This window comes from Erythrobacter colymbi (assembly GCF_002155685.1).
In the GTDB taxonomy this organism is placed as follows: domain Bacteria; phylum Pseudomonadota; class Alphaproteobacteria; order Sphingomonadales; family Sphingomonadaceae; genus Erythrobacter; species Erythrobacter colymbi.
The window spans coordinates 45,875-68,892 of sequence record NZ_MUYK01000006.1; the positions used below are offsets into that span (position 1 = coordinate 45,875).

Below are 23,018 nucleotides of genomic sequence, written 5' to 3' on the forward strand. Positions count from 1 at the left end.
CGCGCTCCCCACTGTATTAGTGATCTAAGACACGCCTTTCAAGCGGGCCTGCATATCGTAAGCCGGAAACCCGCGCCGCGTCCACCGCGCGCGCGATCTTGGCTTTCCGGGCGGGGTCGGGCTATCGCTCGGGCAGCACGCAGCGGCCAGAAGGCGAGACATGACAGACGATCCCACCCCTGCCGCCTCGCCCGAGGCCGCGATTGCAGCCGAAGCGACCGGCGGCAGCCCGGCTGCCGGGGACGCGCCTGCGCCTGCCTCGCCGGCCCCGCCGGAAGGTGTGTGGGAACAGGTTCGCCAGTGGTGGAAGGTGCACGTCAGCGGCGCGGTCGATCAGGCCGAGGTGACCGAGCGCCGGCGCGAGGACAGCCGCCTGTCGGAGCACTACCTGTTCATGACCGCGATGAGCGGCGGGATCGCGGTGCTCGGCCTGCTACTCTCCTCGCCCGCCGTGGTGATCGGGGCGATGCTGCTTTCGCCGCTGATGGGCCCGATCATGGGGCTGGGCTTCGCGCTCGCGATCGGCGACTGGGACTGGCTCAAGGCGAGCTTCCGCACGCTCCTGCTGGGCAGCGCGATGGCAGTGCTGCTGTGCGCCTGCCTCGTCTTCGTCTCCCCGATCCAGAGCATCACCAGCGAGATCGCCGCGCGCACCCGGCCCAATCTGTTCGATCTGTTCGTGGCGCTGTTCTCGGCGCTCGCCGGGGCCTACGCCATGATCCGCGGCAAGGAGGGCGCGATCGTCGGCGTCGCCATCGCCACCGCGCTGATGCCGCCGCTCGCGGTGGTGGGCTTCGGCCTTGCGACCTGGAACTGGACGGTATTCTCGGGCGCGCTGCTGCTGTTCGTGACCAACTTCCTCACCATCGCGCTGACCGCTTTCGGCATGGCGCGGCTCTACGGCTTCCGGGCGAACCTTTCGCGCGGGCAATCGCGGTTCCAGACGGCGATGATCGCGCTGGTGCTGGTTGCGCTCGCGGTGCCGCTCGGTTTCACGCTCCAGCGGATCGCGTGGGAAGCCAACGCCCAGCGCATCGTGCGCGGCGAGATCCGCGCGCAGTTCGATGCGGGATCGAAGCTCGACACCCTCGAGATCGATTTCGCCGCGCAGCCGGTGGGGATCGAGGCGGTGGTCTTCACCCCCGTGCTGAGGCCCGAGGTCGAAGCAGGCCTCGCGCGCGCTCTCTCCGAGCGGCTGGGCGAGGCGGTGAAGCTCGATCTGGTGCAATACGAGGTCGGCACCGCCGCGACCGCTGCCGAACGCGCCCAGCTTTCCGCCGCGCGCGAACAGGGCGAGCGCGCCGCATCGGGCCGCGCGGCGGCGCTGGCGGTGCGGCTGGCTCTCGCCGCAGGCACGTCCGAGAACGAGGTGCTGATCGACGAGCCCCGCAGCCGCGCGCTGGTGCGCGCCAAGCCGCTGCCGGGGGCGAGCCTCGCAACCTACCGCGCGCTCGAAGCGCGGATCGCGGCGAGCGAGCCCGATTGGCGGATCGAACTCGTCCCGCCGTCGGCCCCGCTTGCGGTGACGATTGCCGCGAGGGATGGCGAACCGGACAAGGCGGCCCTCGCGCTGGTGCAGTGGGCCGCGCAGCGGCTGGACCGCGGTGTGCTGCTCACCGGGCCGGAGGGCGAGGCGGAAGCGGCGGCGGAGGTCTTGCGCGAAGGCGGCGTGACGGTCGAGGTCAGTGCGGGCGGAGCGCCGCTGCGGGCGGGCTGGGCGGACGAGGGCGGCTTGCCCGACCGGTAGCTTCCCCCTAGGCCGGAGCCATGACGACAGCAGGGGCAAGGATTTCGATCGTCGGCGAGCGCGCGCCGTTCTTCTGGGCGGGGTGCGCGGCGATCAGCGCCGGCGTGCTGCTGCACCTGCCGATGCTGGCGATGGCCCATGCGATGGGCAACCAGCTCAAGGGCATGCCGATGGACGGCGGGATGTGGCTGGGTATGGCGCTGATCGCGATCGGGGTACCGCTCGCCTGCTTCGGCGCGCTGCCCAAGGGGCGCGGCCAGCACGGCGCCGACGCCGGAACCGATTACGAGGCGCCCGACAGCACCCCGCTCGGCCGCTGGCACGCGGCGACGCTGGCGGTGCTGACGCTCGGCCTCGTGATCGACGTGATGAAGCCCGCCACGCTCGGCTTCGTGCTGCCGGGCCTGTCCGCCGAATACGGCATCGCCAAGTCCGAGGCCGCGCTACTGCCGCTGGTCGCGCTGACGGGGACGACCGTGGGATCCTTCCTGTGGGGCTGGCTCGCCGACGTCTATGGCCGGCGCGTGTCGATCCTGCTTTCGACCATCCTGTTCGTCTCGACCGCAATCTGCGGCGCGATGCCGGCCTTCGTCTGGAACCTCGTGATGTGCTTCCTGATGGGCATATCCGCAGGGGGAATGTTGCCGGTGATCTACACCCTGCTCGCCGAGGTCATGCCGCCGCGCCATCGCAGCTGGGTGCTGGTGCTGGTCGGCGGCACGGGTCTGGTGGGCGGCTACCTTGCGGCGAGCGGCGCTGCCTATGTGCTCGAGCCGGTCTATGGCTGGCGGGCGCTGTGGTTGCAGGGTTTCCCGAGCGGTCTGCTGCTGCTGGCCCTCGGGCGCTTCATTCCCGAAACCCCGCGCTTTCTGGCCGAGCGGGGGCGCGTGGCCGAACTCGAACGGATGCAGCAGCGCTTCGGGCTGGTGCCCAAGCCGCGGCCGCAATCCGCGCCTGCCCCTGCGGATTTGGGCGCCCCCGCCGCCGCCGATCACAGCCGTATCACCGCCGCGCTGGTGACGACCGCGCTGTGCTGGAGCTTCGTCAATTTCGGACTGCTGCTGTGGCTGCCCTCGGACCTGCAGGCGCGCGGCTACAGCGCCGCGGTGGCAAGCGGGATCCTCGCCAAGTCCTCGCTGCTCGCCCTGCCCACGATCCTGCTGGCCGCCTATTTCTATGCGCGCCAGAGCAGCAAGTGGACGCTGGTGGGGACGGTCGGCCTCACCGTCCTCGGCCTCGTCGGTGCGCTGCTGCCGCCTGCGGTGCTGAGCTGGGAGCCGCTGCTGGTCGCCGTGATCGCGGTGCTGATCGTGGGCACCAACGGGACGATCGCGGTGCTGCTGCCCTATACGGCCGAAAACTACCCGCTCGGCACGCGCGGGCGGGCGACGGGGCTGGTGGCGGGAAGCAGCAAGTTCGGCGGGGTGGCGGTGCAGGTCGCCGCGCTCGCGGGTTTCGCGCCGACGCTGGTGGGCGCGGCGGTCACGCTACTGGTGCCGACAGTCGTCTCGGCGGGGCTGATCGCGTGGTTCGGCCGCGAGACGCAAGGCCGCAGCCTGCGCGATCTCGAAGCGCAGTAACGCGGTCTCAGGCCGCCAGATCGATCGGCACGATCTCGCCCGCGAGGTAGAGCTTCTTCGCCTTGGCGCGGGAGAGCTTGCCCGAGGAGGTGCGCGGCAGGGTGCGCGGGGGCACCAGCTCGACGATGCAGCTCATGCCGGTGACCGAGCGGACCTTGTCGGCGATCTGGTCACGCAGGCGCACGCGCTCTTCGGGGTCGGAGACCTTGCAGTGCACCAGCACCGCGGGCGCTTCCTCGCCGTTTTCCATCTCGATCGAGAAGGCCGCGATGTCGCCGTGGTTGAAGCCGGGGAGCTGCTCCACCGCCCACTCGATATCCTGCGGCCAGTGGTTCTTGCCGTTGATGATGATCATGTCCTTCGCCCGGCCGACGATGAACAGATAGCCCTTGGCCGTGTAGCCCATGTCCCCGGTGTCGAGCCAGCCGTCGACCAGACAGTCGTTCGTGGCTTCCTCGTTGCGGAAGTAGGAATGCATCACGGAAGGCCCGCGGCACCACACCTTGCCGATCTGGTGATCGCCGCGGGTCTCGCCGTTCTCGCCGCGGATCGCGACTTCCATGTCGGGCAGGGCCTTGCCGCAGTTGACGATCGCGCGGTAGCGGGCCGGACGCGAAAGATCGCGCGGGGCGCCCGAGAGGCGCTCTTCCTCGACCAGTTCGACGCGGATGCCCTCGCCCGGCGGCATCACGGTGACGGCCAGCACCGCCTCCGCAAGGCCGTAGGAGGGCGTGAAGCTCGAGGCCTTGAAGCCTGCTTCGGCAAAGGCGTTGACGAAGTTCTGCATCACGTCCGGGCGGATCATGTCCGCGCCGTTGCCCGCGATGCGCCAGCGCGAGAGGTCGAACCGCTCGGCCACGTGGCTCTGGCTCGAGATGCGGCGCGCGCAGATGTCGTAGCCGAAGGTCGGCGAGTAGCTGAGCGTGTTGCCCGGGTTGCGGCTGATCATGTCGAGCCACGCCAGCGGGCGACGCGCGAAGGCATCGGGCTTGAGGTAATCGCCCGAGACCTGGTTGGCGATCAGCGACAGCAGGCAGCCGACCAGACCCATGTCGTGATACCACGGCAGCCAGCTGACGCAGCGGTCGTTCGCGCCGAGGTTCATGGTGGTCGCGTGGCCGTAGAGATTGTGGAGCAGCGCCGAGTGCGTCACCGCAACCCCGGTCGGGAAGCGGGTCGAGCCTGAGGAATATTGCAGGTAGCAGATATCGTCCGGGCTCGCCTGCGGCAGCTCGCAATCGGGAGCGGGGCGCTGGCCGAAGTCCTGCCAGCTTTCCGCCGCACAACCCTGCCGCGCGGCGGCGGCGGCGGCCATTTCGGCGATTTCCTCGGGGTAGAGCAGGATCTTGGGGTCCGAGCTCATCAGCTGGATCGCCAGCTGGTCGATGAAATTGTCCTTGCCGCCGAAGGTGGTCGGCAGCGGCAGCGGCACCGGCCATGCGCCGACATAGACACAGGCGCAGAACAGCGCGGCGAAATCGGGGCCGGTCTCGGCGATCAGCGCCACGCGGTCCTCGCGCCCGATGCCCGCCCCAGTCAGCCGCCGCGCCATCACCAGCGCATCGGCGCGCATCTCGGAATAGGGATAGACCCGCGCCAGCTCGCCGCGCATGTCGTGGAAGTTAAGCCCCTTGCGGCTCTTCGCGGCGTAGTCGATCGCTTCGTTGAAAGTTGCAAATTGCGCACGGATTCGCGGCAGATCGCAATCGTTCGGCGTCGGCGTCAGAGCGTCGTCGGTCATAAGTTTCAGCGATACCCGTCACTTGCGGCGCGATACATGGTATGCTCCCGTTCGCGCTCTGGCGTAACCCCGTGTCACCGGGCCTGCCGGCGGCTTCGTGAGTTGCGCATTTGATAAGGAAAGTGGCACGAATAAGGCGAAATGGTTTCACGTAAAGCGAATTCGTCATCCCCCGGTCATGGCGACGGGGAGGATCGCCGCGACAGGCGGCGCGAGAAAAGCCGCGTGAAACCGCCGCTGGGCGAAGCGCAGTTGCGCGACCTTGCGCTGCATTATGCCGCCCGCTTTGCCACCACCGCCGCGCGGGTCGAGGCCTATCTTTTGCGCAAGATCAGGGAACGCGGGATCGCCGAGGATGCCGAGGGGCTGACGGTGGAGATCGACGTCCCCGCGCTCGTCGCCCGGCTGGTGGAGCTGGGCTATGTCGATGACGACGCCTATGCCCGGATGCGCGCGCGCGATCTGGGCGGGCGCGGCTATGGTGCAAGGCGGGTCGACGAGAGCCTGCGCCATGCCGGCGTGGGCGAGGGCCTGCGCCGCCAGCACGCTCCGGGCGAGGCCGCAGGCCGCCGCGCCGCCGCGCTGATGGCGGCCAAGCGCCGGCTCGGCCCGTTCGGCGCACGGGACGCCGAGGCCGATCCACTCGCGGCGCGCAAGGCCCACGAAAAAGCCGTTGCAGCAATGCTGCGCGCAGGCCACCAGTACGAGCATGTGAAATTCATCCTCGGCGCGGGCCACGCCGATGATGTCGAGGAGTGGGTCGCCGAGGCGGCGGACGAGGAAGGGACGGACGGACAATGGTAAGGCACATGCTGGCAGGCGCGGGACTGGTGCTGGGGCTGCTCACGGCCTGCTCTTCCGGCGAGAGCGCGACCGCGCAGACTGCGGCCCCGGCGGCGGCCGCACAGGCGGCGACGCACCCGGTCTCGGGCCTCCGGGTGATCGACCTCACCGTCGAGAGCGGGGGCAAGAAGCTGCCCTTCCGCGTCGAGGTGGCCGACACCCCCGAAGCCCAGGCCCGCGGGCTGATGTTCCGCACCGAACTAGGCGACAACGAGGGGATGATCTTCCCCTCCGACACCCCCCAGCCGCGCAGCTTCTGGATGAAGAACACCCCGCTCAGCCTCGACATCATCTTCATCGGGGTGGACGGCCGCATCCTCAACATCGCGGCCAACACCGTGCCCTATTCGCTCGATTCGGTGAGCTCCAAGGGCATCGCCAGCGGCGTGCTGGAACTGCGCGCGGGCCGGGCGAAGGCGCTGGGGATCGTGCCGGGGGATAAGGTGACCTATTGATCGCGAGGGCGCCTCCGCGCCCTCGTCCTCGGTGCTGTTTCAAGCCCTGCGGGCTTGAGCACCTGCGGCACGCGTCGGGCGCTCGCGGTCGCTGGCGCGACCGAAGTCAGCGCATCACATAGAGGAAAGCGCTGGATCGGCCCGCCATCGGACGGGCCGCAAGGCCGAACGGCCGCCCGCAGGTGCCCGGAACGCAGCGTAGCGAAGTGGAGGAACAGCGCCGAGGACGTGCCCGCGGAGGCGGGCACGCAAACAATGACTCGCTCCCCCTTTTCCCTCCCCGCCAATTCGGCTAGGCGCGTGGACCATGGGACTCCTGATGAAGATCTTCACCTGGTGGGACGGCGCGACGCTCGGTACCCAGCTGTGGGCGAGCCGCGCGGGCGGCGAACATGTCGGCACCGATGCGGCGGGCAACAAGTACTACCGCCAAAAGCCCAAGGCGCGCGCCGCCAATGACGGCTCCTACACCAGCCGCGAGAAGCGCTGGGTGATCTACAACGGCGCCAACGACGCGAGCCGCGTGCCGAGCGAATGGCACGGCTGGCTCCACGGCACCTATGACGAGGTGCCTGAAAGCCACCTGCCCCCGGCGAAGATCTGGGAAGCCGACTACACTCCCAACGCCACCGGCACCCTCGCCGCCTACCGTCCGCAAGGCGCGCTGGAGCGCGGCGGCCAGCGGGCCCGCGCGGTCGGCGATTACGAGGCGTGGACGCCCGGCAGCGCGGACTGAGGGGCGCCGTGAAGGCCCCCTTGCGCCTTGCTCTCCCGCTCGCCGCCGCTCTGGTGCTGGGGGGCTGCGACTATTTCGCCCCGCAGAAGGCCGAGACGGTGAAGGTGCCGATCGACGACGCCACGCCGGCCGCTGCCGCGCCTGCCGCCGCCCCCTCGCCCGCGGGTGATTACGGCGCGACCCCGATGAACGAGCGCGTCGCCGTGCTCGGCCTCCTCAACAAGCGCAACAATGTCTCGGAAGAGATCAGACTGAAGCCGGGCGAATCGCGCGAGATCGGCCCCGTCATCATCCGCGTCTCGGCCTGCGAGCGCACCGCGCCCTGGGAATTGCCGCAGCAGACCGGGGCCTTCGTCCAGGTCGACATCCGCGAGCGCGGGGCATCGCAGCACACCCGCGTGTTCTCGGGCTGGATGTTCCTCGAAAGCCCGAGCCTCAATGTGGTCGAGCACCCGGTCTACGATGTCTGGGTCAAGGACTGCACGATGCGCTTCCCGGGCGAAGAAGGTCCGGCTGCGCCCAAGGCCGATCCCTCGGCGAAGCCGTCTGCGGCTCCTTCGGCCGCGCCTGCGCCTGCCGCCACGCCAGCAGCCCCCGCCGCGCCTGCGGCATAGCCCGAACTGAAGCTGCGCCACGCCATGCCGAGGCCGAAGCGCGGCTGGCCCGCCGCGCGTTCGAGCAGCCGGCGATAATCCGCCTGCGCAAGCTCGGCCGCCCCCATCGAGCGCAGGTGCTCGGTCATGAACTGGCAGTCGAGCAGCACCATCCCCGCCCGCCGCATCAGCGCCACCAGCCAGGCGAGCGCGACCTTGCTCGCATCCGGCACCCGGCTGAACATCGATTCGCCGCAGAACACCCGGTCGAAGCTCACCCCGTAGAGCCCGCCCACCAGCTGCGGCCAGCCGCCCGGGCCGGTCTGCCAGCATTCGACCGAATGGGCATGGCCTGCGCGGTGCAGGCCGAGGTAGCTCTGCACGATCCGCTCGCTGATCCAGGTTTCGGGATGATCGGGGCGCGGCTCGGCGCAGGCGCGGATCACCTGCTCGAAGGCGCGGTCGACCGTCACCGTGAAGCGGTCGGCGCGGATCACCTTCTTCAGCGACTTCGACAGGTGCAAACGGTCGAGCGGAATGATCGCCCGCTCGCGCGGCTCGACCCAGAACACCTCGGTATCCTCGCGCTTGTCCGCCATCGGGAAGATTCCGCTGCGATAGGCGAGCAGCAGGGTCTCGACCGGGATCGGAGGGCGATGGGGCGCGTGCATGGCGTTCAGCACCCCTTCTTGCGCGGTTCGAAGTCGCAGACCTCGAATTCATAGCCTTCATTGGGCACGGCGATGATGAGGCTGTTGCGATGCGGGGAATAGGTGACCGCCGGATCGTAGCTCACCCCGCCCTCGTAGCGATTGTCCGAGACGACGCCGATGGTGGCGATGCTCATCCCGACGGCGCCGACTTTCGAGACATAGCGAACCTCGCGGCCATCCCTCGCGTGCCACATGTATCCGCTTTCGGCATACTCGGTGCCGTCCTCCGCCTTGGCTGTTGTCCGGCGCACGAAGGCGCGGCAGGGCTCGGGCTCGCCCACGTTCGCCTCCTGCTCGAAGGTGCACCACTTGTCCCAGACAAACTCCCATCCGTCGGCGACGTGTGCCGGGTCGGTGCCCGGAGCCATCACGGCGAGCGGCAGGAGGATGACGGGCAGCATAGGCTCCTCGGGCGGGGCGCCCGGGCGGGCGCGTGCATGGCTAGGGCGATGATACAGGCGCAAAGCCTGCGAGGCAAAGAGGATTGCCTAAGTCTGGCAGTGCCGTTAAAGGCCGCGGCTCTTCCAGTGCAGGGGTGTAGCTCAGCTGGTAGAGCATCGGTCTCCAAAACCGAGGGCCACGGGTTCGAATCCTGTCACCCCTGCCATTTCCTCCCTATCGACGGATTGACCCGCAAGGCCTGGCGCAACCTGGCAGCCGCTCAGCGTGCGCGCGAGCGGCGGTATCCGGCGGCCTGGGCCTGCGCTTCGGTGCAGAAATAGTCCTCGGCGCGGGTCTGGTCGTAGTAGGGCATGCCGGGCAGGTGGTAGATCCACTCGCCGCTACGCGAACGGTTGCCCTTGATCAGGCACATCCCGCCGCCTTCGAAGCTACGCTGCGCCGTGCCGGCTGATGCGGCGACGCGCTCGGTGCGATGGGCCCGGACCGGTTTCTCGAGCGTCTGCTGGCTCGCCCGGTAATCTTCGGGCCGCTGGAAATCCCATTGCCAGATTCCGGCCCGCGCCGCGCGCGCCTGCGATTCGGCGGCGAGGTAATCGTCGCCGTAGCGCCGGAAGGCTGTCGCCCAGCCGGAGGAGACCAGCGCATGGGCGACATCCATCCCCGCCGTCTGGCAGCGCGCGATGGTGCGGCCATAGCCGTCGGTGTCCTGCGCGATGCAGACCAGCGTGCTGCCCGCGATCAGCCCCTCGAGAGCGTCCTTCGCCATCGCTCCGCAGGCCACCAGGGTGCCGTTGCTGGAGCAGGTCTGGGTGAATTCCGGCGCGTCGACCCCGAACAGGCGCACTTCCGTCCCGCCGACCTTGAGCGAATCCCCGTCGATCACTTCGGCGCGGCCTTCGATGATGTTGGCCGAGGCGACCGAGGGGGCAAGGCCGAGCGCGAGCGCTGCGGCGATGAGGCTGAATGCGGCGGGCAGGGGCATGGGCGGTCCTTGCGAGATTGCTGCCTGCCTACATTGCGCAAGGTTCTTAAGAACTTCTGACCGTCTCGCCGTGTGGTGCGGGCGGGCGGCCATTCATCCTGCCGCAAGACAAACCGTGTATTCCTATCGACGAGTTGAAGTCATCGACCCCTACAGGAGACCAAGGATGAGCGCCTACACCTTCCGTTCCTCGCGTCCCGACCACTGGGTCAGCCCGCGGCCCACGCGCGATCCGGCGCGGCTGGCGGCGATCCACGGGCCCTTGCAGCCGATGGCGCGCGAGCCCGGGCTTGTCGCCCGCCTGCTCGGCCTGCGCTGAGGCCGCACACGGCACTCACGCCGCGTAAGCCTCCCTTGCATTTGCGCTGCCCCCGGCGTAAGGGCGCAAACGTCTTTCCGACATCGGCAGATCCTCCAGCCCCTCCGGCGACCTTGTCCCGGGCGGCGCGGAGCCCTACCTGAAAGCCGGCCGGACAGACGAGACGGCATTACGCGAAGGATAAGGCTGGCATGGCCGACAAGATGATCGCCCCCAACCCGAAGGACGGGGCAGAACCGAAGAAGCCCAAGACCTCGCCCGGCGAGTTCATGCGCCAGGTGCAGGCCGAGACGAACAAGATCGTCTGGCCGACCCGCGAGGAGACGGTGCGCACGGCGATCTTCGTGTTCATCTTCATGCTGATCCTGTCGGTCTTCTTCCTCGGCATCGACGGCATCTTCGGCTTCAGCGTCAACGCGCTGATCGGCCTGCTCAAGTAACCCTCGACGCCCGTCGCCCTAACAGATCCCTATTTCCCAAGGACGTCCCATGGCCCGCTGGTACATCATCCACGCTTACTCCGGTTTCGAGAACAAGGTGCGCGACGCGATCATCGCCGAAGCCGAGCGCCTCGGCCTCAGCGAAGGCGTCGAGGAAGTGCAGGTCCCGACCGAGACTGTGACCGAAGTGAAGCGCGGCAAGAAGGTGCAGGTCGAACGCAAGTTCATGCCCGGCTACGTGCTCGCCAAGCTGAACATGACCGACGACATCTACCACCTCGTCAAGAACACCCCGAAGGTGACCGGCTTCCTCGGCTCGGGCAACAAGCCGCAGCCGATCTCCGAGCGTGAGGCCTCGCGCTATTTCGGCGGCGTGGAAGAAGCCAAGGCCGCGCCCAAGCGCGACATCAGCGTCGATTACGAGATCGGCGATTCGGTCAAGGTGCTCGACGGGCCCTTCGCGAGCTTCAACGGCATCGTGGAAGAGCTCGATTTCGACAAGGCGAAGGTCAAGGTCAGCGTCTCGATCTTCGGCCGCGCGACCCCGGTGGAGCTCGATTTCGAGCACGTGGAATTGTCGAAGTAGGTCTTTCGCTCGCCCCTCCGGGCGAGCATCCTCAGCGAGTCTTTGTCGGCCTACCGCTTCGCTACTTGAGGCCTGAATTCCTCCTTCGCTTCGCTACGGGGCGCCTGCGGCTCGCGCGCGTGCGCTCGCGGCCTCTGCGAGGCCGTTCTTGCGCTTCCCTTCAGGCTTTAGAGTCATTTGGGTCAGCGGAAGCTGCCCATCGTGATCTTCAGCCACACCGGCTCCGTGCCGAAGCTGAAGCCGTAGTCGATCTGGTCGCCGTTCCAGCGGCGGCGCATCACCCATTGGCCGCCCTCGAAGGTGCCCTCCTCCGCCGCGATCACCTGTGCGCTCTCGCCTTTCGCGGGGGTGGCGAGGGCGAGGCGCAGGCGCACGTTCTGGCCGCCGACCAAGAAGGTGTCGGCATCGAGCTGCGCCGCCACCAGCCCGCCGGTCGGCACATCGGCGAGCGGGTGCGGGTCGCGCGCGATCCATGTCCACTCGTCCTCGCCGAATGCCCAGCGTCCATAGGCGGTGGTGAGCCTCCAGCGGCCCATCGTGGTGCTCTGGTCCGCCCCGTCATTCCCGCGCGCCGTGCCCCAGATCGGCTTTTCCGCCGCGATCTGCGGCCAGGCCGACATCGCGCTCCCCAGCAGGCGATAGGGCGCCGCGAAGGCCTCGAGCGTCGGCTTGTCGAGCATCTTGGCGCCGAGCGGATAGTTCACATAGCCCGTCGCATCGATCCCGAAGGGCGAATAGAGCAGCGCTCCGCGCCCGAATGCGGGGAAGGCGAAGCGCGCATATTCCGCCGCATTGCCGATCTCCGGCACGATCAGCGGCGCGCGCCCTTCCGCATAACGATCGAGATAGCGCACCACCGCCGCCGCATCGCGGGTGTAGATATCCGGGCCGATCGCCGCGAGCGAGGGCGCGGCCACCCGCCACACCGGCAAGGCATTCCAGTTCGGCCCGCCCGAGGGGCCGATATCGCCGCCCTCGTCGGTGAAGGCATTGCCGAGCGCCGCATTGGCGATCATCGGCAGGGCGAGCTCCGCCTGCCCCGCGCGCGCGACCTGATCGATGTAGCGCGCCACGTGCCACGACATGAAGAACTGCTCGGCGCGCGGGCCGAAGCTCGCCTCCCAGCTCTGGCGCGGGATGCCGAGCGCGCGGGCCAGCTCGGACGGCACCAACCCCTCGAACAGCGCCTCGGCCTCGGGCGTATGGTCGCGGGCGAGGCCCCAGCTGCCCGCCTCGTTCTCGACCTGCACCATGATGACCGTGTGCTGCGGATCGGCCTCACGCAGGTGCCGCATCAGCGCGGCGAAGGCGCGCGCGTCGGCCTTGAGGGTCTCGGCGCCGTGGGGGCTCAATGAGCCATGCGCACGGCCATCGGGGTGCCGCATCCGCGGGAAGCGCTTGCCGTCCTGCTTGACCCATGCCGGGGTGTAGCTCGCGCTGGTGTTCTTCCACGTTCCGTACCACAGCAGCACCAGCCGCAGATCGTGCGCCCGCGCGCCCGCGAGCATCGCGTCGACATCGGCAAAGTCTAACTGGCCTTCGGTGGGTTCGACCTGCTCCCAGCCGAGCGGGAGCATCACCGTGTTCGCGTGCACTGCCTTGGCCGCGGGCCAGACCTGGCCGAGCGCGGCGGGATAGCCCGAGGAGTTATTGGCCTGCACCGCCAGCGCCACGAAGGGCTTGCCGTCGACCAGCAGCATCGGCCGGGCGGAGCCATCAGCGATGCGCGGGAGCGGGGCCTCGGCCCGCACGGCGCCCGCCAGCACTAGCAACAGCGCGCCCAGTAATGCCGCACCGAACCTGCCCATCCCCGCGCCCCCTCCAGAACTATGTTTGCGCTACCATAGGAGGGCGAGCGGCAATTGCAAACGCGACTCTTCGCGCGCATGCGTGCGGCAGGAGACCGGGGGAGCGGGGAGAGAGGGACCGATGCGGCGCAGGGAAATGCTGGGGCTGGCGGCCCTTGCCGCATTGCCGGAGCGCTTGCGCGCTGCCGGGGCCGGGCCGGTTGCCCCGACGGCCGAAGGGCTGGCCGATGCCTTCACCGTGCCCGACTGGTATCGCGACGCCAAGCTCGGCCTTTGGGCGCACTGGGGCCCGCAATGCGCGCCCGAGGCGGGCGACTGGTACGGCCGGCGGATGTATCTCGAGGCCGAGGAACAATCGGCGATCCACCGGCGGCTTTACGGCCACCCGGCGGACACAGGCTTCATCGATGTCATCGCCGGCTGGCGGGCCGAGGCATGGGATCCGCTCGCGGTGTTCAGCGCCTACAAGGCGGCAGGCGCGCGGTTTCTGGTGGCGATGGCCTGCCATCACGACAATTTCGACCTGTTTCCAAACCCTCACCACGAATGGAACAGCGTGCGGCTCGGGCCCAGGCGCGACATTGTCGGCGGATGGGCCGCCGCCGCGCGCCAGCTGGGCCTGCCGTTCGGGGTTTCGAACCACGCCAGTCATGCCTGGCACTGGTGGCAGACCGCCTATGGCTATGACACGGTCGGCCAGCGCAAGGGCGAGCGCTACGATGCCTTCCGCCTGACCCGCGCCGATGGGGTCGGTAAGCCGTGGGAGGGGCTCGATCCGCAGGCGCTCTACACCGGTGCGCGGATGGTGCCCCCCGACGGGCTCGAAAGCCCCGAGGCGATGCGCGCCTGGCACGATGCCACCAGCGGCCAGTGGAGCGAGGACGTGCCGCCGGACGACTTCGCCTTCGCCGCGGGCTGGCTGGCGCGCCAGACCGCGCTGGTCGAGCGCTACCAGCCCGATTTCCTCTATCAGGACGGGCACCGTCTGCCCTTCGGCGCAATCGGGCGGATCGCGGCCGCGCATTTCTACAACGCGGCCATCGCCCGCACCGGCAGCTTTTCGGGGGTGATGACGGCCGGTTTCACGCGCGGGCAGGGCACGCTGGTGACGATGGAGCGCAGCGGCGCTGCGGGGATCGAGCCGGAGCCCTGGCAATCGGCCACCTGCATCGGCGACTGGCACTACAACCGCGCGCGGTTTCAGCAGCGCAGCTATGTGCCCGCGGCGGGCATCGCGGCGCTGCTTGCCGATGTGGTCGCCAAGAACGGCACACTGCTCCTGTCGGTGCCGGTGCGCGGCGACGGGACACTGGACGGACAGGAGCGCGCGATCCTCGACGCGCTGGGCAGCTGGATGGCGCGCGAAGGCGAGGCGGCGATCTATGGCTCGCGTCCGTGGCGGGTTTTCGGTGAGGGCGAGAGCGTGCGCTACACGTGCAAGGACGCGCTGCTCAATGCCATCGTGCTGACCCCGCAGGCTGGCCCGCTGCGGCTGGCGGCGCTGGCGGGTGGCGGGGTGGAGGCGGTGCGGCTCGCCAATGGCCGACCGCTCGCCTTCACCGCAGACGATGCCGGGCTGACCGTGACGCTCGAGAGCGGCGATATCGGCGACATGCCGCTGGTGCTGCGCATCGCGGGCCGCACCGCCGCGCCCGGGCAGGCCTGACGGCGATGCAAACCCGCCCCGGCATCTGCAACCGCAAACGTCGCTATGCCACCCGCGAGGCAGCCGAGGCTGCCGCCCTCCAAGCGGACGTTATCCTGCGCGCCTACAAGTGCGCGCTGTGCAAGCAGTTCCACCTCACCAGCCGCACCAAGGGGCTGCGGGTGCCGCGCGGCGCAAACAGCAGGCCCGATCCCGTAAATCCCGGCGACTGACCTCCGGCTGACCCGCGCCTAACGCGCTTCATCTTGAAAATAAACGGGAATCGAGTGATACTTCCCCCGGGACCACAACCTTTGGGGGGATATCATGACCTACAGAATTCTATCGTTCGACGGCGGCGGCATCCGCGGGTTGGTGAGCGCGATGCTGCTCGACAATCTGGTCGGCCAGCCGGGCATGTCCGGCCTGGTCGATGACGCCAATCTGCTGGTCGGCACCTCCACTGGCGGGCTCATCAGCCTGTCGCTGGCGGCAGGGCAATCGGTGACCGAGGTGCTCGATGTCTACAAGAACGATGGCGCGGTGATCTTCCAGGGCTATTCCGACGACGATGGCGCGACCTCGGTCCTGTACAAGAACGACGGCATCAACCAGATGGCCACGGCGTGGCTCGCGAACTACCCGACGATGGCATCGCTGGCGACCGCCACGCGCGATGTCGCGGTCGTCTCGGCCCAGCTGTGGGACCAGAATGCGCTCGGCACCGGTCTGGGATCGTGGATGCCCCGCTTCCTCTCCAGCCTGAGCGGCAACCCCTACACCGGCCTCAACCCGGTAGACGCGGCGCTGGCGACCTCGGCCGCGCCGATCTATTTCCCGCCGGTGCCGATCGAGGGGGTCGGTAGCGATTACGACAGCTATTACGTCGATGGCGGCCTGGTGGCCAACAACCCGCTCGCCTACGCCGTGGCCGAGGTGCTGGGAACGACGGGCGTGAGCCCCTCGGACATCCGCGTGATTTCGATCGGTACCGCCACGAGCTCCTTCGGAATCACGCCCGATGACGTGGTCAACCATGACTATGGCGCGATGAGCTGGGGCGCGAACCTGTGGCTCGATCTGTTCGCGTCAGGCCCGCGCCCGGCGCTGCCGCTGCTCGAACTGGCGCTGTCGATGAACGAGGAGCTGTCGACGGCGGCGGCGGCCGCGATGTTCGGCCCGCCCAACCAGCCGGGCTCGCGCTTCCTGCGGGCGGAGCCTGTGATCCAGCCCTATGCGATGGACGATTACAAGGACATCGCGCAGCTCGAGAATGACGTCGCGGCCTATATCGACAGCCCGGACTGGCAGAACATCGTCAGCATGGCCCAGTCCGTCTGGTATCCGACCGAGTAGCCGGCCGGGGCGGGGTGCTGAGGGGCCCCGCCTTACTTGCCCTTGCGACCCGCTGCCTTCTTCGCCGGAGCCGGTGCAGCGGCCTTGAGCGCGGCGAGTTCGGCTTCGATCGCGCTGGCCTGCTGGAGGCTGGCGATCTCGTCGTCGAGCGAGGCGGGGGAGGGGGCCTCGGCGGCGCCCTCGGCAAAGCCGGCGCGGCGTTCGAGCTCTTCGATGCGGTCGATGCGGCGGTCGACATGGGTGTCGGCGGCCGGAGCTGCGGCGGGCGCGGCCATTTCGGCCTTGGCGAGTTCGGCGATGCGCGAGGCGATGGCGGTGCGCTTGGCTTCGAGATCGGCGATCACGGTGGCGGCATCCGCGATCTGCTTGCCCAGCGCCTCGGCTGCGGCGGTGGCATCGGCAGCCTTGGCGCGCTCGGCCTCGCGGGTGAGCAGCGCCGCCCGGGCAAGATCCTCGCGCCCGTGGTCGATCGCGATCTTGGCCTTGCCGGTCCATTCCTCGGCGGCGGCGGACAGGCGGGTGGCGCTGTCCTCCATCCGCTCGCGCTGACGTTTGGCCTTGGCGGCATCGCCGTGCAGCGCGATCAGCGTTTCCTCGATCTCCGATTGCAGCAGCCGCAGCATCTTGCGCGGTTCGCCCGCCTTGCTGACGAGGCTGTCGACATTGCTCGAGACAAGCTCGCGCACCCGGATGGCGATGGTGATCATGGAAAGTCCCCGCTGACTGCTGGAGATCTCGTATCACGCGAGGGTTAATGATTGAAGTCGTTTGCGAAAACCATCCGCCTCGCTCCGCCGCCCGCCGCATGGCGGGTTACGGCTTGATTTTTCCTCCTCGCCCGACTACCTGCGCGCCTTCGCTCGGGGCCAGCCCCGGGTGATTCCGTGCGGGAGCCGCTGCATTGCACGCAGCAGGGGCGCTGGACCGCTTAACATGAGCCTTGCTGGAAACAGCCGGGCAACAGTGCGACAGGAGTAAGGCCTCATGGCCAAGAAAATCGAAGGCTATATCAAGCTGCAGGTGCCCGCGGGCTCTGCCACCCCCTCGCCGCCGATCGGCCCGGCGCTGGGTCAGCGCGGCGTGAACATCATGGAATTCTGCAAGGCGTTCAACGCCGCCACGCAGGAAATGGAAAAGGGCATGCCGATTCCGACCGTGATCACGGTTTACGGCGACCGCTCGTTCACCTTCGTGACCAAGACCGCCCCGGCGACCTACTTCATCAAGAAGGCCGCCAACCTCAAGTCGGGCTCGAAGGAGCCGGGCAAGGTGTCGGCCGGAACCATCAAGGTTTCGCAGCTGCGCGAGATCGCCGAAGCCAAGATGGCCGATCTCAACGCGAACGACATCGATCAGGCGATCAAGATCATCGCCGGCAGCGCCCGCTCGATGGGCCTCGAAGTGGTGGAGGGCTAAGCACATGGCAAAGATCACCAAGAAGGCGAAGGTTCTGGCCTCGCTCGACCGCGAAAAGCTCTACACCATTGATGAAGCGCTCGGCGTGCTGCGCCAGTTCAAGGGCAAGTTCGACGAGACCGTCGAAGTCGCCATGAACCTCGGCGTCGATCCGCGTCACGCCGACCAGATGGTCCGCGGCATGGTCTCGCTGCCCTCGGGCACCGGCAAGGACGTGCGCGTCGCCGTGTTCGCCCGCGGCGACAACGCCGAGAAGGCGCTGGCCGCCGGTGCCGACAAGGTCGGTGCCGAAGACCTGCTCGAGGACATGCAGAACGGCAACCTCGACTATGACCGCGTGATCGCCTCGCCCGACATGATGGGCATCGTCGGTCGCCTCGGCAAGGTGCTCGGCCCCAAGGGCCTGATGCCGAACCCGAAGCTCGGCACCGTGACCCCGAACGTCGCCCAGGCGGTGAAGGACGCGAAGGCCGGCCAGGTCGAGTTCCGCGTGGAAAAGCAGGGCATCATCCACTCGGGCATCGGCAAGCTCAGCTTCTCGGACGACGCGCTGAAGGCGAACTTCAAGGCGCTGACCGAAGCGGTTGTGAAGTCGAAGCCCTCGGGTGCCAAGGGCAAGTACGTCCGCAAGGTCTCGCTGACCTCGTCGATGGGCCCGGGCCTCAAGGTCGACCTGAGCGAGGTCGAAGGGGCGTAAGCTCCTTTATCCAGCAGCCCAGCTGACAGCATTTCAGGGGTCGGAAGCATCGCGCTTCCGGCCCCTTTTGCTTTGCGTTTCAGGGATAAGTCATCCGCCCCCTTGTCATCGGCGCGGCCTAACCCATGTGAATATGCGTAGTGCGCGGCGCCCCTCTCCCCACCCCGCCGCGCTTCGAGAAAGAGGTCCGCTTCATGCCCGTTTCCTCCGAACGCCTGTCCGGTTGGCTTTCGACCAAGTGGCTGGTCTCGGGCGTGGCTCTGGTGGCGGACGCGTTGCTGCTCAACTACGACCTGCGCCTCGGCCTTGCCGCGGCGGTGCTGATCGCGGTTGTGGCGTTGGTGTGGATCTATATCGCGCTGCGGTTCGGATCATTGAGCGGGGTGCCCTCGGTGCGCTCGCCGCTGATGGAGCGTTCGCGCCTGCAGGCCGCCAACCGGCGCAAGGCTGAGCGGCTGTCAGGCCCGGAGCAGGGCGCGGATCCGGCCGAGCGCCCCTGACCGCGCCGCCAGCGCCTTCGCGCCGGCCACCCCGGCATCGAACCCGGCCCGCGCGCCCAGCAGGGTGCGGTTGGCAAGCGTCGGTTCGAGCAGCACGAGGCTCGCGCAAGTTGCGCTGTGGGTGCCGAACATCGCCTTGTGCGCGCCCTCGCCCTCGGTGAAGTCAAACCAGCGGTAGCGCCTTTCCGCGAACAGGCGTTCGAGCGCGTCCATCTGGAGCACCGTGCCGACCGAAAGCCGCGCCCAGTCGGGATCGTAACCGAGATGGGCATAGACCAGCGTCTCCCCCTCGACCGGCAGCGATAGATAGGCGACCGCCTGTCCGCCCGCGTGGAGCAGGAAGGCGCGCATCCGGTCGGCCTCGGCCGCCTCCAGCATCGTGCGGCGGGCTTCGGGCGTATCGGGCAGTCCTGCATCGAGCAGCCGCGCCTGATAGGTGCGGGCCGAGAGCGGGAGGGCTGCGGCGAGGAAGGCCTCGATCTCGGCCGGGGTTCGGTGTTCAGTGACGGTGTAGCCGCCCGGCACCTCGTCTGCGAGCTTGCGCGCCTTGCGCCGCAGGGTCGAGCGGGTCTTGCCCGAGAACCGCGCGAGGTAGGCATCGAAGGACTGCCCCATGTCGATATAGTGGCGGCGGTAGTCCTGCCGCCCGCCCGCGATGACGCCGGGATAGCGCGCGGCGACCTCGGCCAGCCGCTCGGCCGGGGCGGAAAGCACGCGCACCCCGTCAGGCCCGCTTGGAGGAGCGGGGGGCAGGGTGCCGGCGAGCACATCCTCAAGATTGAAGCTCCAGGTCGACAGCGCGCGCGGCACACTCACGAGCCGCCGCGAACCCAGCGTGAAATCGATCGCCGCCCTGCCCACGTCCGCCCGCTCCTAAAGCGCCCCGTAGAGCGCGTTGGAGACCAGCTGCTCGGCCAGCCTGCGTCCGGTGCGCACCGGGTTCGCCGGAAGCGGCTGATAGGCCCCGCCGGTCAGGCGCAGCGTCGGCGGGCTTTCGGCATAGGTGCCGGTCTCGACCCCGCGCATCGTCGCCAGCGCTCTGACGAGATCGGTAAAGCGGCGGCGCACGATGTGGTTCACCGCCATCTTGCGGCGGTTGATGAGTTCGAAGGAGTGGCTCACCAGCGTGAAGCTGCCGCGCCCGCTGTCGCGCGCATGGCTGATCGCGCAGAGCATTTCGCGCAGGGTCAGCGCGGTGATCTGGGCGTGGCGCAGGCCGCCGCCGAGGGTGCCGATGGTGCCGACCGGCACTTCGAGCACGCCCATGTGGCCCACCGGATCGCGGTCGTCGCGGCCCAGCCCGATGCGGCACGCGCTGGCGCCGACGAGGGCGGGGCAGTGGCTCGAATCGTAATCGATCCCGATCGCCGCCAGCGCGCGCAACGTGTCGTCGTTCGCACCGTAATTGCCCGCGCGGAAGGCGACCGGCGCGGGGGCGCCCGCTGCGATCAGCGTCGTGCGGGCATAGTCGAGGATCGCGCATTGCTCCTCGAAGGGGAAATCGGCGAGGTTCTGCCCTGTCGCCCTCGAGGCGAGCGGATTGGCCGGACCGGCATGGCGCAGCCATTCGGTGTGGCAGTGCAGCTGCACGTCCTGCCCGGCTTCGACGATCGGGCCGACCACATCCTCGATCGCGGCCACGCCCCACACCAGCGCGGGCATGGGGTCGACGAAGAACACCGCCTTCTGGCCGTGCTCGCGCAGCAAGGCGAGCTTGTGGCTGACGCCGGCGGGGCCTTCGGGGGTGTCGCAGGAAATCGAGCGGGCGAAATTGTCCGCCCGGTCGGCGGCACCCGGGCCGGTGTAGAGCCCGGAGGAATACTCGGTGTCGATCGTGATGAACACGCGGGTCATGGGACTCGCCTGTAGCACCAGAGGGTTAAGGGGAGGTGATGTTATCTCTTGCCCTGCCCCGCAATGGGACGGGCGCGGTCAGATGCCGCCGGGCGTCGTCTCGTAACCCTGCGCGGCGAGCCCCTCGGCCAGCGTCGCCGAGCAGGCCGCAAGGTCATCCGCGCTGGTCGAGCGGATCACGAAATTCGCGCCCACCCGGCCTTCGCGGAAGAAGGGGTAGGAGCCGATCTGGCAGGTGTCGTAAGCCGCCTCGGTCTGGCGCAGGATATCGGCGACCTCGCTTTCGGGGATCCATCCGCCGAGCGTTTCCGACAGGAGCGGCGCGCCGCCTTCGAGCTGGCCGGTGAGCGCGTCGAGCATGCCTGCGGTGATGTGCGGGACGCCCGCCATCAGGAACAGGTTGCCGCGCCGGATGCCGGGCGCGCCGGACATGCGGTTGGGGATCAGCTCGGAGCCTTCGGGCACGCGCGCCATGCGCAGGCGCCCTTCGTTGAGCCCGCCGCGGGTGGCGTAATAGCGCTCCAGCAGCGCGCGGGCGTCGGGGTGGATGACCACCGGCACGCCGAGCGCGGCGGCGACGGCATCGACGGTGATGTCGTCATGCGTCGGCCCGATCCCGCCGGTGGTGAAGAGGTAGTCGTAGGCCGCCCGCAGCGCGTTCACCGCCTCGACGATCCGCGCCTCGACGTCGGGCACCACCCGCACTTCGGCCAGGCGAATGCCCTGCACCTGCAGCCAGGATGCCACCTGCGCGATGTTCTTGTCCTGCGTGCGGCCGGAGAGGATTTCGTCGCCGATGACGATAAGCCCGGCGGTCCAGATCTTGTCGGGAGAGGTCATGGGTGGAGGTTAGGCGAAGGTGGGGGAAACGACTAGCCCCCTCCTTTTCAAAGGAGGGGGTTGGGGGTGGTTGCGCGGGCCGGAGGCTCGCGCCTTGCGGCCTGCACCACCCCGCTGCGACTAGGCGCCAAGCCGCCAAGTCTCGCGGCCCTCCTCTGAAGAGGAGGGCGGACCAGCGCTACTCCGCCGCTTCCAGCTGCTCGTCGGCCCCCCGCGCATTCGCGCCGGGCTTGGTGAAGGTCAGGATGCCGTCGGTCAGCGGGTCGTCCTTCATGCGCTTGCGGTCGACCACATATTCCTGGTTGAGGCGCCACGGATAGCTGACCGAGTTGCGCGGCATGATGTGCTTGCCGCGCTGGATATAGCCGCTCGAGAAATCGAACACGTCGTCCTCGGTGATCGCGGCCTCGCCCTGCGGGGTCAGCACCGGCGTGGCTATGGTCGCGCCGGTCGCGCGCATGTGCTCAAGCACGCGGCAGACATAGTCCGAGTTGATGTCGGCGCGCAGCGTCCAGCTGGCGTTCAAGTACCCGAACACCACCGCAAGGTTGGGCAGGTTCGAGAACATGCAGCCCTTGTAGTAGAACCGCTCGTGGAACTTCACCGCCTCGCCATCGACGCGCACGTCGATCTTGCCGGCGACCGCGAGCTTCAGGCCCGTCGCCGTGACGACGATGTCGGCGGGAAGGAAGGTGCCGTCGGTCAGACGCACGCCGCCCTTCTCGAACTTGGCGATATGGCCGGTGACCACATCGGCCTTGCCCGCCTTCATCGCGCGGAACAAGTCCTCGTCGGGCACCAGACACAGGCGCTGTTCCCACGGATTGTAGGGCGGGGTGAAGGCGTCCTTGTTGTAATCCGGCCCGAGCGACTTCTCGATCTTCTTGTAGAGCGCGTCCTTCACCTTCTGCGGATTGTCGCGCGCCAGCTTGAAGCTGAAGTCCTGCATCTTGATGTTCTTGAACCGGGTCAGCCGGTAGGCGAGCTTTTCCGGCAGCACCGCGCGCAGGAAGTTCGCCACCGCATCCTTGGCGGGGCGGGTGAACATCCAGGTCGGGGTGCGCTGGAGCATCGTCACATGCGCCGCCTCGCGTGCCATCGAGGGGACGATGGTCACCGCGGTCGCGCCCGAGCCGATCACGACAACGCGCTTGTCCTTGTAATCGAGGTTTTCGGGCCAGAACTGCGGGTGCAGCACCTGCCCTTCGAACTCGCCGAAATCGAAGCCGGGATCATAGGGCTCGTCGTAATCGTAATAGCCCGAGCCGAGGTACAGGAAGTTGGCCGTCAGATGCGTGCGGCTGCCGTCGGCCTTTTCCATTTCGACATGCCAGCGTGCGTCATCGTGGTGGAAGTCGGCGCTGACGACCTTGTGGCCGAAGCGGATGTGCTGGCGGATGCCGCGCTCGTCGACGATCCGGTCGAGATATTCGAGGATCGCGGGCGCATCGGCGATGGACTTTTCATGCCGCCACGGCTCGAAATCGAAGCCCAGCGTGTGCATGTCGCTGTCCGAGCGGATGCCGGGATAGCGGAACAGGTCCCACGTCCCGCCGAGATTGTCGCGCCGCTCGACGATTGCATAGGAATGGTGCGGGGCCTTCATCCCCATATGCGCGGCCATGCCGATGCCGGAAATGCCGGCACCGACGATCAGGACGTCGAAATCAGGCGGTGTTGCGAGCATGACGGGGCCTCTCTCTCCCTTGTTGACACCGATGTAACCACACCCCTTTCGCAAAAGCGAGTCTCGAATGGCAAATTG

General features: G+C 68.3%; 24 protein-coding genes, 1 tRNA gene and 1 pseudogene. 16 read left to right on the top strand and 10 right to left on the bottom strand.

Translation table 11 applies throughout. The features are described 5' to 3' along the window. The first annotated feature begins 160 nt into the window (after positions 1–160). Positions 161–1,747, top strand: coding sequence for a TIGR00341 family protein (locus BZF57_RS13180; RefSeq protein WP_086738702.1), 1,587 nt, complete (start codon positions 161–163; stop codon positions 1,745–1,747). A 20-nt stretch (positions 1,748–1,767) separates the two neighbouring features. Beyond that, positions 1,768–3,327 carry an MFS transporter gene (locus BZF57_RS13185; protein WP_240505982.1) on the top strand — a complete coding sequence of 520 codons (1,560 nt, stop codon included), beginning with the start codon at positions 1,768–1,770 and terminating at the stop codon, positions 3,325–3,327. A gap of 7 nt (positions 3,328–3,334) precedes the next feature. Here BZF57_RS13185 and BZF57_RS13190 read toward each other — a convergent pair whose 3' ends face one another. Beyond that, complete coding sequence (locus BZF57_RS13190) at positions 3,335–5,068, bottom strand: fatty acyl-AMP ligase (protein WP_086738705.1); 1,734 nt, start codon at positions 5,066–5,068, stop codon at positions 3,335–3,337. Between the two features lie 225 nt (positions 5,069–5,293). Here BZF57_RS13190 and BZF57_RS13195 point away from each other — a divergent pair, with 225 nt between their 5' ends. From BZF57_RS13195 to BZF57_RS13210, 4 genes and pseudogenes are all read left to right on the top strand, one after another. Beyond that, positions 5,294–5,872 (top strand): regulatory protein RecX, encoded by a 579-nt coding sequence (locus tag BZF57_RS13195; RefSeq protein ID WP_240505983.1) that lies wholly within the window; start codon positions 5,294–5,296, stop codon positions 5,870–5,872. Next, positions 5,866–6,366 (top strand): DUF192 domain-containing protein, encoded by a 501-nt coding sequence (locus tag BZF57_RS13200; protein ID WP_240505984.1) that lies wholly within the window; start codon positions 5,866–5,868, stop codon positions 6,364–6,366. The genes BZF57_RS13195 and BZF57_RS13200 overlap by 7 nt, the downstream gene beginning before the upstream one ends. Positions 6,367–6,673: 307 nt before the next feature. Next, a complete protein-coding gene (locus BZF57_RS13205; RefSeq protein WP_086738711.1) occupies positions 6,674–7,102 on the top strand; it encodes an NADH:ubiquinone oxidoreductase subunit NDUFA12 in 429 nt (142 codons plus the stop codon). Between the two features lie 185 nt (positions 7,103–7,287). Further along, positions 7,288–7,524 (top strand): annotated as a pseudogene (locus tag BZF57_RS13210) (DUF2155 domain-containing protein); the annotation flags it as partial. Between the two features lie 35 nt (positions 7,525–7,559). On the opposite strand, the gene aat reads toward BZF57_RS13210, so the two are convergent. Together aat and BZF57_RS13220 are read right to left on the bottom strand one after the other, a co-directional pair. After that, entirely contained in the window at positions 7,560–8,366 is an 807-nt protein-coding gene (gene aat / locus BZF57_RS13215; protein ID WP_086738976.1) for a leucyl/phenylalanyl-tRNA--protein transferase, read from the bottom strand. Between the two features lie 5 nt (positions 8,367–8,371). Continuing rightward, a complete protein-coding gene (locus BZF57_RS13220; RefSeq protein WP_086738713.1) occupies positions 8,372–8,809 on the bottom strand; it encodes a hypothetical protein in 438 nt (145 codons plus the stop codon). A gap of 130 nt (positions 8,810–8,939) precedes the next feature. Here BZF57_RS13220 and BZF57_RS13225 point away from each other — a divergent pair. Next, positions 8,940–9,015: transfer RNA gene (locus BZF57_RS13225), tRNA-Trp, on the top strand. Between the two features lie 54 nt (positions 9,016–9,069). Here the strand turns inward: BZF57_RS13225 and BZF57_RS13230 are convergent. Next, positions 9,070–9,792, bottom strand: a complete 723-nt coding sequence (locus BZF57_RS13230; RefSeq protein WP_162291014.1) for a thermonuclease family protein — start codon at positions 9,790–9,792, stop codon at positions 9,070–9,072. Positions 9,793–9,958: 166 nt separating this feature from the next. On the opposite strand from BZF57_RS13230, the gene BZF57_RS21455 reads away from it, so the two are divergent. The 3 genes from BZF57_RS21455 (at position 9,959) to nusG (ending at position 11,137) form a co-directional block, all read left to right on the top strand. Then, positions 9,959–10,111 carry a hypothetical protein gene (locus BZF57_RS21455; RefSeq protein WP_169712971.1) on the top strand — a complete coding sequence of 51 codons (153 nt, stop codon included), beginning with the start codon at positions 9,959–9,961 and terminating at the stop codon, positions 10,109–10,111. Between the two features lie 203 nt (positions 10,112–10,314). Further along, positions 10,315–10,551 (top strand): preprotein translocase subunit SecE, encoded by a 237-nt coding sequence (gene secE, locus BZF57_RS13235; RefSeq protein WP_240505992.1) that lies wholly within the window; start codon positions 10,315–10,317, stop codon positions 10,549–10,551. 49 nt (positions 10,552–10,600) lie between these two features. Next, positions 10,601–11,137 carry a transcription termination/antitermination protein NusG gene (nusG, locus tag BZF57_RS13240; RefSeq protein ID WP_086738719.1) on the top strand — a complete coding sequence of 179 codons (537 nt, stop codon included), beginning with the start codon at positions 10,601–10,603 and terminating at the stop codon, positions 11,135–11,137. A gap of 182 nt (positions 11,138–11,319) precedes the next feature. Here nusG and BZF57_RS13245 read toward each other — a convergent pair whose 3' ends face one another. Next, a complete protein-coding gene (locus BZF57_RS13245) occupies positions 11,320–12,945 on the bottom strand; it encodes a DUF5597 domain-containing protein (RefSeq protein ID WP_143738499.1) in 1,626 nt (541 codons plus the stop codon). 121 nt (positions 12,946–13,066) lie between these two features. On the opposite strand from BZF57_RS13245, the gene BZF57_RS13250 reads away from it, so the two are divergent. From BZF57_RS13250 to BZF57_RS13260, 3 genes are all read left to right on the top strand, one after another. After that, the gene (locus BZF57_RS13250) at positions 13,067–14,611 is read left to right on the top strand and encodes an alpha-L-fucosidase (RefSeq protein ID WP_240505985.1); all 1,545 of its coding nucleotides are present in this window, start codon (positions 13,067–13,069) and stop codon (positions 14,609–14,611) included. A 5-nt stretch (positions 14,612–14,616) separates the two neighbouring features. Beyond that, complete coding sequence (locus BZF57_RS13255; RefSeq protein ID WP_086738725.1) at positions 14,617–14,823, top strand: hypothetical protein; 207 nt, start codon at positions 14,617–14,619, stop codon at positions 14,821–14,823. Between the two features lie 94 nt (positions 14,824–14,917). Further along, on the top strand, positions 14,918–15,946 hold the full coding sequence (locus BZF57_RS13260) for a patatin-like phospholipase family protein (protein WP_086738727.1): 1,029 nt from the start codon (positions 14,918–14,920) through the stop codon (positions 15,944–15,946). Between the two features lie 32 nt (positions 15,947–15,978). Here the strand turns inward: BZF57_RS13260 and BZF57_RS13265 are convergent, their stop codons facing one another. Further along, positions 15,979–16,653, bottom strand: a complete 675-nt coding sequence (locus BZF57_RS13265) for a PspA/IM30 family protein (RefSeq protein WP_086738729.1) — start codon at positions 16,651–16,653, stop codon at positions 15,979–15,981. Positions 16,654–16,930: 277 nt separating this feature from the next. Between BZF57_RS13265 and rplK the strand changes: the two genes are divergently transcribed. From rplK to BZF57_RS13280, 3 genes are all read left to right on the top strand, one after another. Next, entirely contained in the window at positions 16,931–17,362 is a 432-nt protein-coding gene (gene rplK / locus BZF57_RS13270) for a 50S ribosomal protein L11 (RefSeq protein WP_086738731.1), read from the top strand. Between the two features lie 4 nt (positions 17,363–17,366). Continuing rightward, positions 17,367–18,059: a 50S ribosomal protein L1 gene (gene rplA, locus BZF57_RS13275; protein WP_086738733.1), complete on the top strand. Its 693-nt coding sequence runs from the start codon at positions 17,367–17,369 to the stop codon at positions 18,057–18,059. Positions 18,060–18,253: 194 nt separating this feature from the next. Further along, positions 18,254–18,559 carry a hypothetical protein gene (locus BZF57_RS13280; RefSeq protein WP_086738735.1) on the top strand — a complete coding sequence of 102 codons (306 nt, stop codon included), beginning with the start codon at positions 18,254–18,256 and terminating at the stop codon, positions 18,557–18,559. Here BZF57_RS13280 and BZF57_RS13285 read toward each other — a convergent pair. The 4 genes from BZF57_RS13285 to BZF57_RS13300 form a co-directional block, all read right to left on the bottom strand. Continuing rightward, positions 18,518–19,420, bottom strand: a complete 903-nt coding sequence (locus BZF57_RS13285) for a GNAT family N-acetyltransferase (protein WP_086738737.1) — start codon at positions 19,418–19,420, stop codon at positions 18,518–18,520. The two genes, BZF57_RS13280 and BZF57_RS13285, sit on opposite strands and share 42 nt — an antisense overlap. Before the next feature lie 12 nt (positions 19,421–19,432). Further along, entirely contained in the window at positions 19,433–20,413 is a 981-nt protein-coding gene (locus BZF57_RS13290) for a polysaccharide deacetylase family protein (RefSeq protein WP_086738739.1), read from the bottom strand. A gap of 78 nt (positions 20,414–20,491) precedes the next feature. Next, on the bottom strand, positions 20,492–21,253 hold the full coding sequence (locus BZF57_RS13295) for a competence/damage-inducible protein A (RefSeq protein ID WP_086738741.1): 762 nt from the start codon (positions 21,251–21,253) through the stop codon (positions 20,492–20,494). 178 nt (positions 21,254–21,431) lie between these two features. Next, complete coding sequence (locus BZF57_RS13300) at positions 21,432–22,940, bottom strand: flavin-containing monooxygenase (protein ID WP_086738743.1); 1,509 nt, start codon at positions 22,938–22,940, stop codon at positions 21,432–21,434. Positions 22,941–23,018 lie beyond the last annotated feature (78 nt).

Excerpts from the sequence above, each read along its gene's own strand:
- BZF57_RS13180 (WP_086738702.1), top strand. The coding sequence starts at position 161 with ATGACAGACGATCCCACCCCTGCCGCCTCGCCCGAGGCCGCGATTGCA.
- BZF57_RS13185 (WP_240505982.1), top strand. The coding sequence starts at position 1,768 with ATGACGACAGCAGGGGCAAGGATTTCGATCGTCGGCGAGCGCGCGCCG.
- BZF57_RS13190 (WP_086738705.1), bottom strand. The coding sequence starts at position 5,068 with ATGACCGACGACGCTCTGACGCCGACGCCGAACGATTGCGATCTGCCG.
- BZF57_RS13200 (WP_240505984.1), top strand. The coding sequence starts at position 5,866 with ATGGTAAGGCACATGCTGGCAGGCGCGGGACTGGTGCTGGGGCTGCTC.
- BZF57_RS13205 (WP_086738711.1), top strand. The coding sequence starts at position 6,674 with ATGGGACTCCTGATGAAGATCTTCACCTGGTGGGACGGCGCGACGCTC.
- aat (WP_086738976.1), bottom strand. The coding sequence starts at position 8,366 with ATGCACGCGCCCCATCGCCCTCCGATCCCGGTCGAGACCCTGCTGCTC.
- BZF57_RS13220 (WP_086738713.1), bottom strand. The coding sequence starts at position 8,809 with ATGCTGCCCGTCATCCTCCTGCCGCTCGCCGTGATGGCTCCGGGCACC.
- BZF57_RS13230 (WP_162291014.1), bottom strand. The coding sequence starts at position 9,792 with ATGCCCCTGCCCGCCGCATTCAGCCTCATCGCCGCAGCGCTCGCGCTC.
- BZF57_RS21455 (WP_169712971.1), top strand. The coding sequence starts at position 9,959 with ATGAGCGCCTACACCTTCCGTTCCTCGCGTCCCGACCACTGGGTCAGC.
- secE (WP_240505992.1), top strand. The coding sequence starts at position 10,315 with ATGATCGCCCCCAACCCGAAGGACGGGGCAGAACCGAAGAAGCCCAAG.
- nusG (WP_086738719.1), top strand. The coding sequence starts at position 10,601 with ATGGCCCGCTGGTACATCATCCACGCTTACTCCGGTTTCGAGAACAAG.
- BZF57_RS13245 (WP_143738499.1), bottom strand. The coding sequence starts at position 12,945 with ATGGGCAGGTTCGGTGCGGCATTACTGGGCGCGCTGTTGCTAGTGCTG.
- BZF57_RS13250 (WP_240505985.1), top strand. The coding sequence starts at position 13,067 with ATGCGGCGCAGGGAAATGCTGGGGCTGGCGGCCCTTGCCGCATTGCCG.
- BZF57_RS13255 (WP_086738725.1), top strand. The coding sequence starts at position 14,617 with ATGCAAACCCGCCCCGGCATCTGCAACCGCAAACGTCGCTATGCCACC.
- BZF57_RS13260 (WP_086738727.1), top strand. The coding sequence starts at position 14,918 with ATGACCTACAGAATTCTATCGTTCGACGGCGGCGGCATCCGCGGGTTG.
- BZF57_RS13265 (WP_086738729.1), bottom strand. The coding sequence starts at position 16,653 with ATGATCACCATCGCCATCCGGGTGCGCGAGCTTGTCTCGAGCAATGTC.
- rplK (WP_086738731.1), top strand. The coding sequence starts at position 16,931 with ATGGCCAAGAAAATCGAAGGCTATATCAAGCTGCAGGTGCCCGCGGGC.
- rplA (WP_086738733.1), top strand. The coding sequence starts at position 17,367 with ATGGCAAAGATCACCAAGAAGGCGAAGGTTCTGGCCTCGCTCGACCGC.
- BZF57_RS13280 (WP_086738735.1), top strand. The coding sequence starts at position 18,254 with ATGCCCGTTTCCTCCGAACGCCTGTCCGGTTGGCTTTCGACCAAGTGG.
- BZF57_RS13290 (WP_086738739.1), bottom strand. The coding sequence starts at position 20,413 with ATGACCCGCGTGTTCATCACGATCGACACCGAGTATTCCTCCGGGCTC.
- BZF57_RS13295 (WP_086738741.1), bottom strand. The coding sequence starts at position 21,253 with ATGACCTCTCCCGACAAGATCTGGACCGCCGGGCTTATCGTCATCGGC.
- BZF57_RS13300 (WP_086738743.1), bottom strand. The coding sequence starts at position 22,940 with ATGCTCGCAACACCGCCTGATTTCGACGTCCTGATCGTCGGTGCCGGC.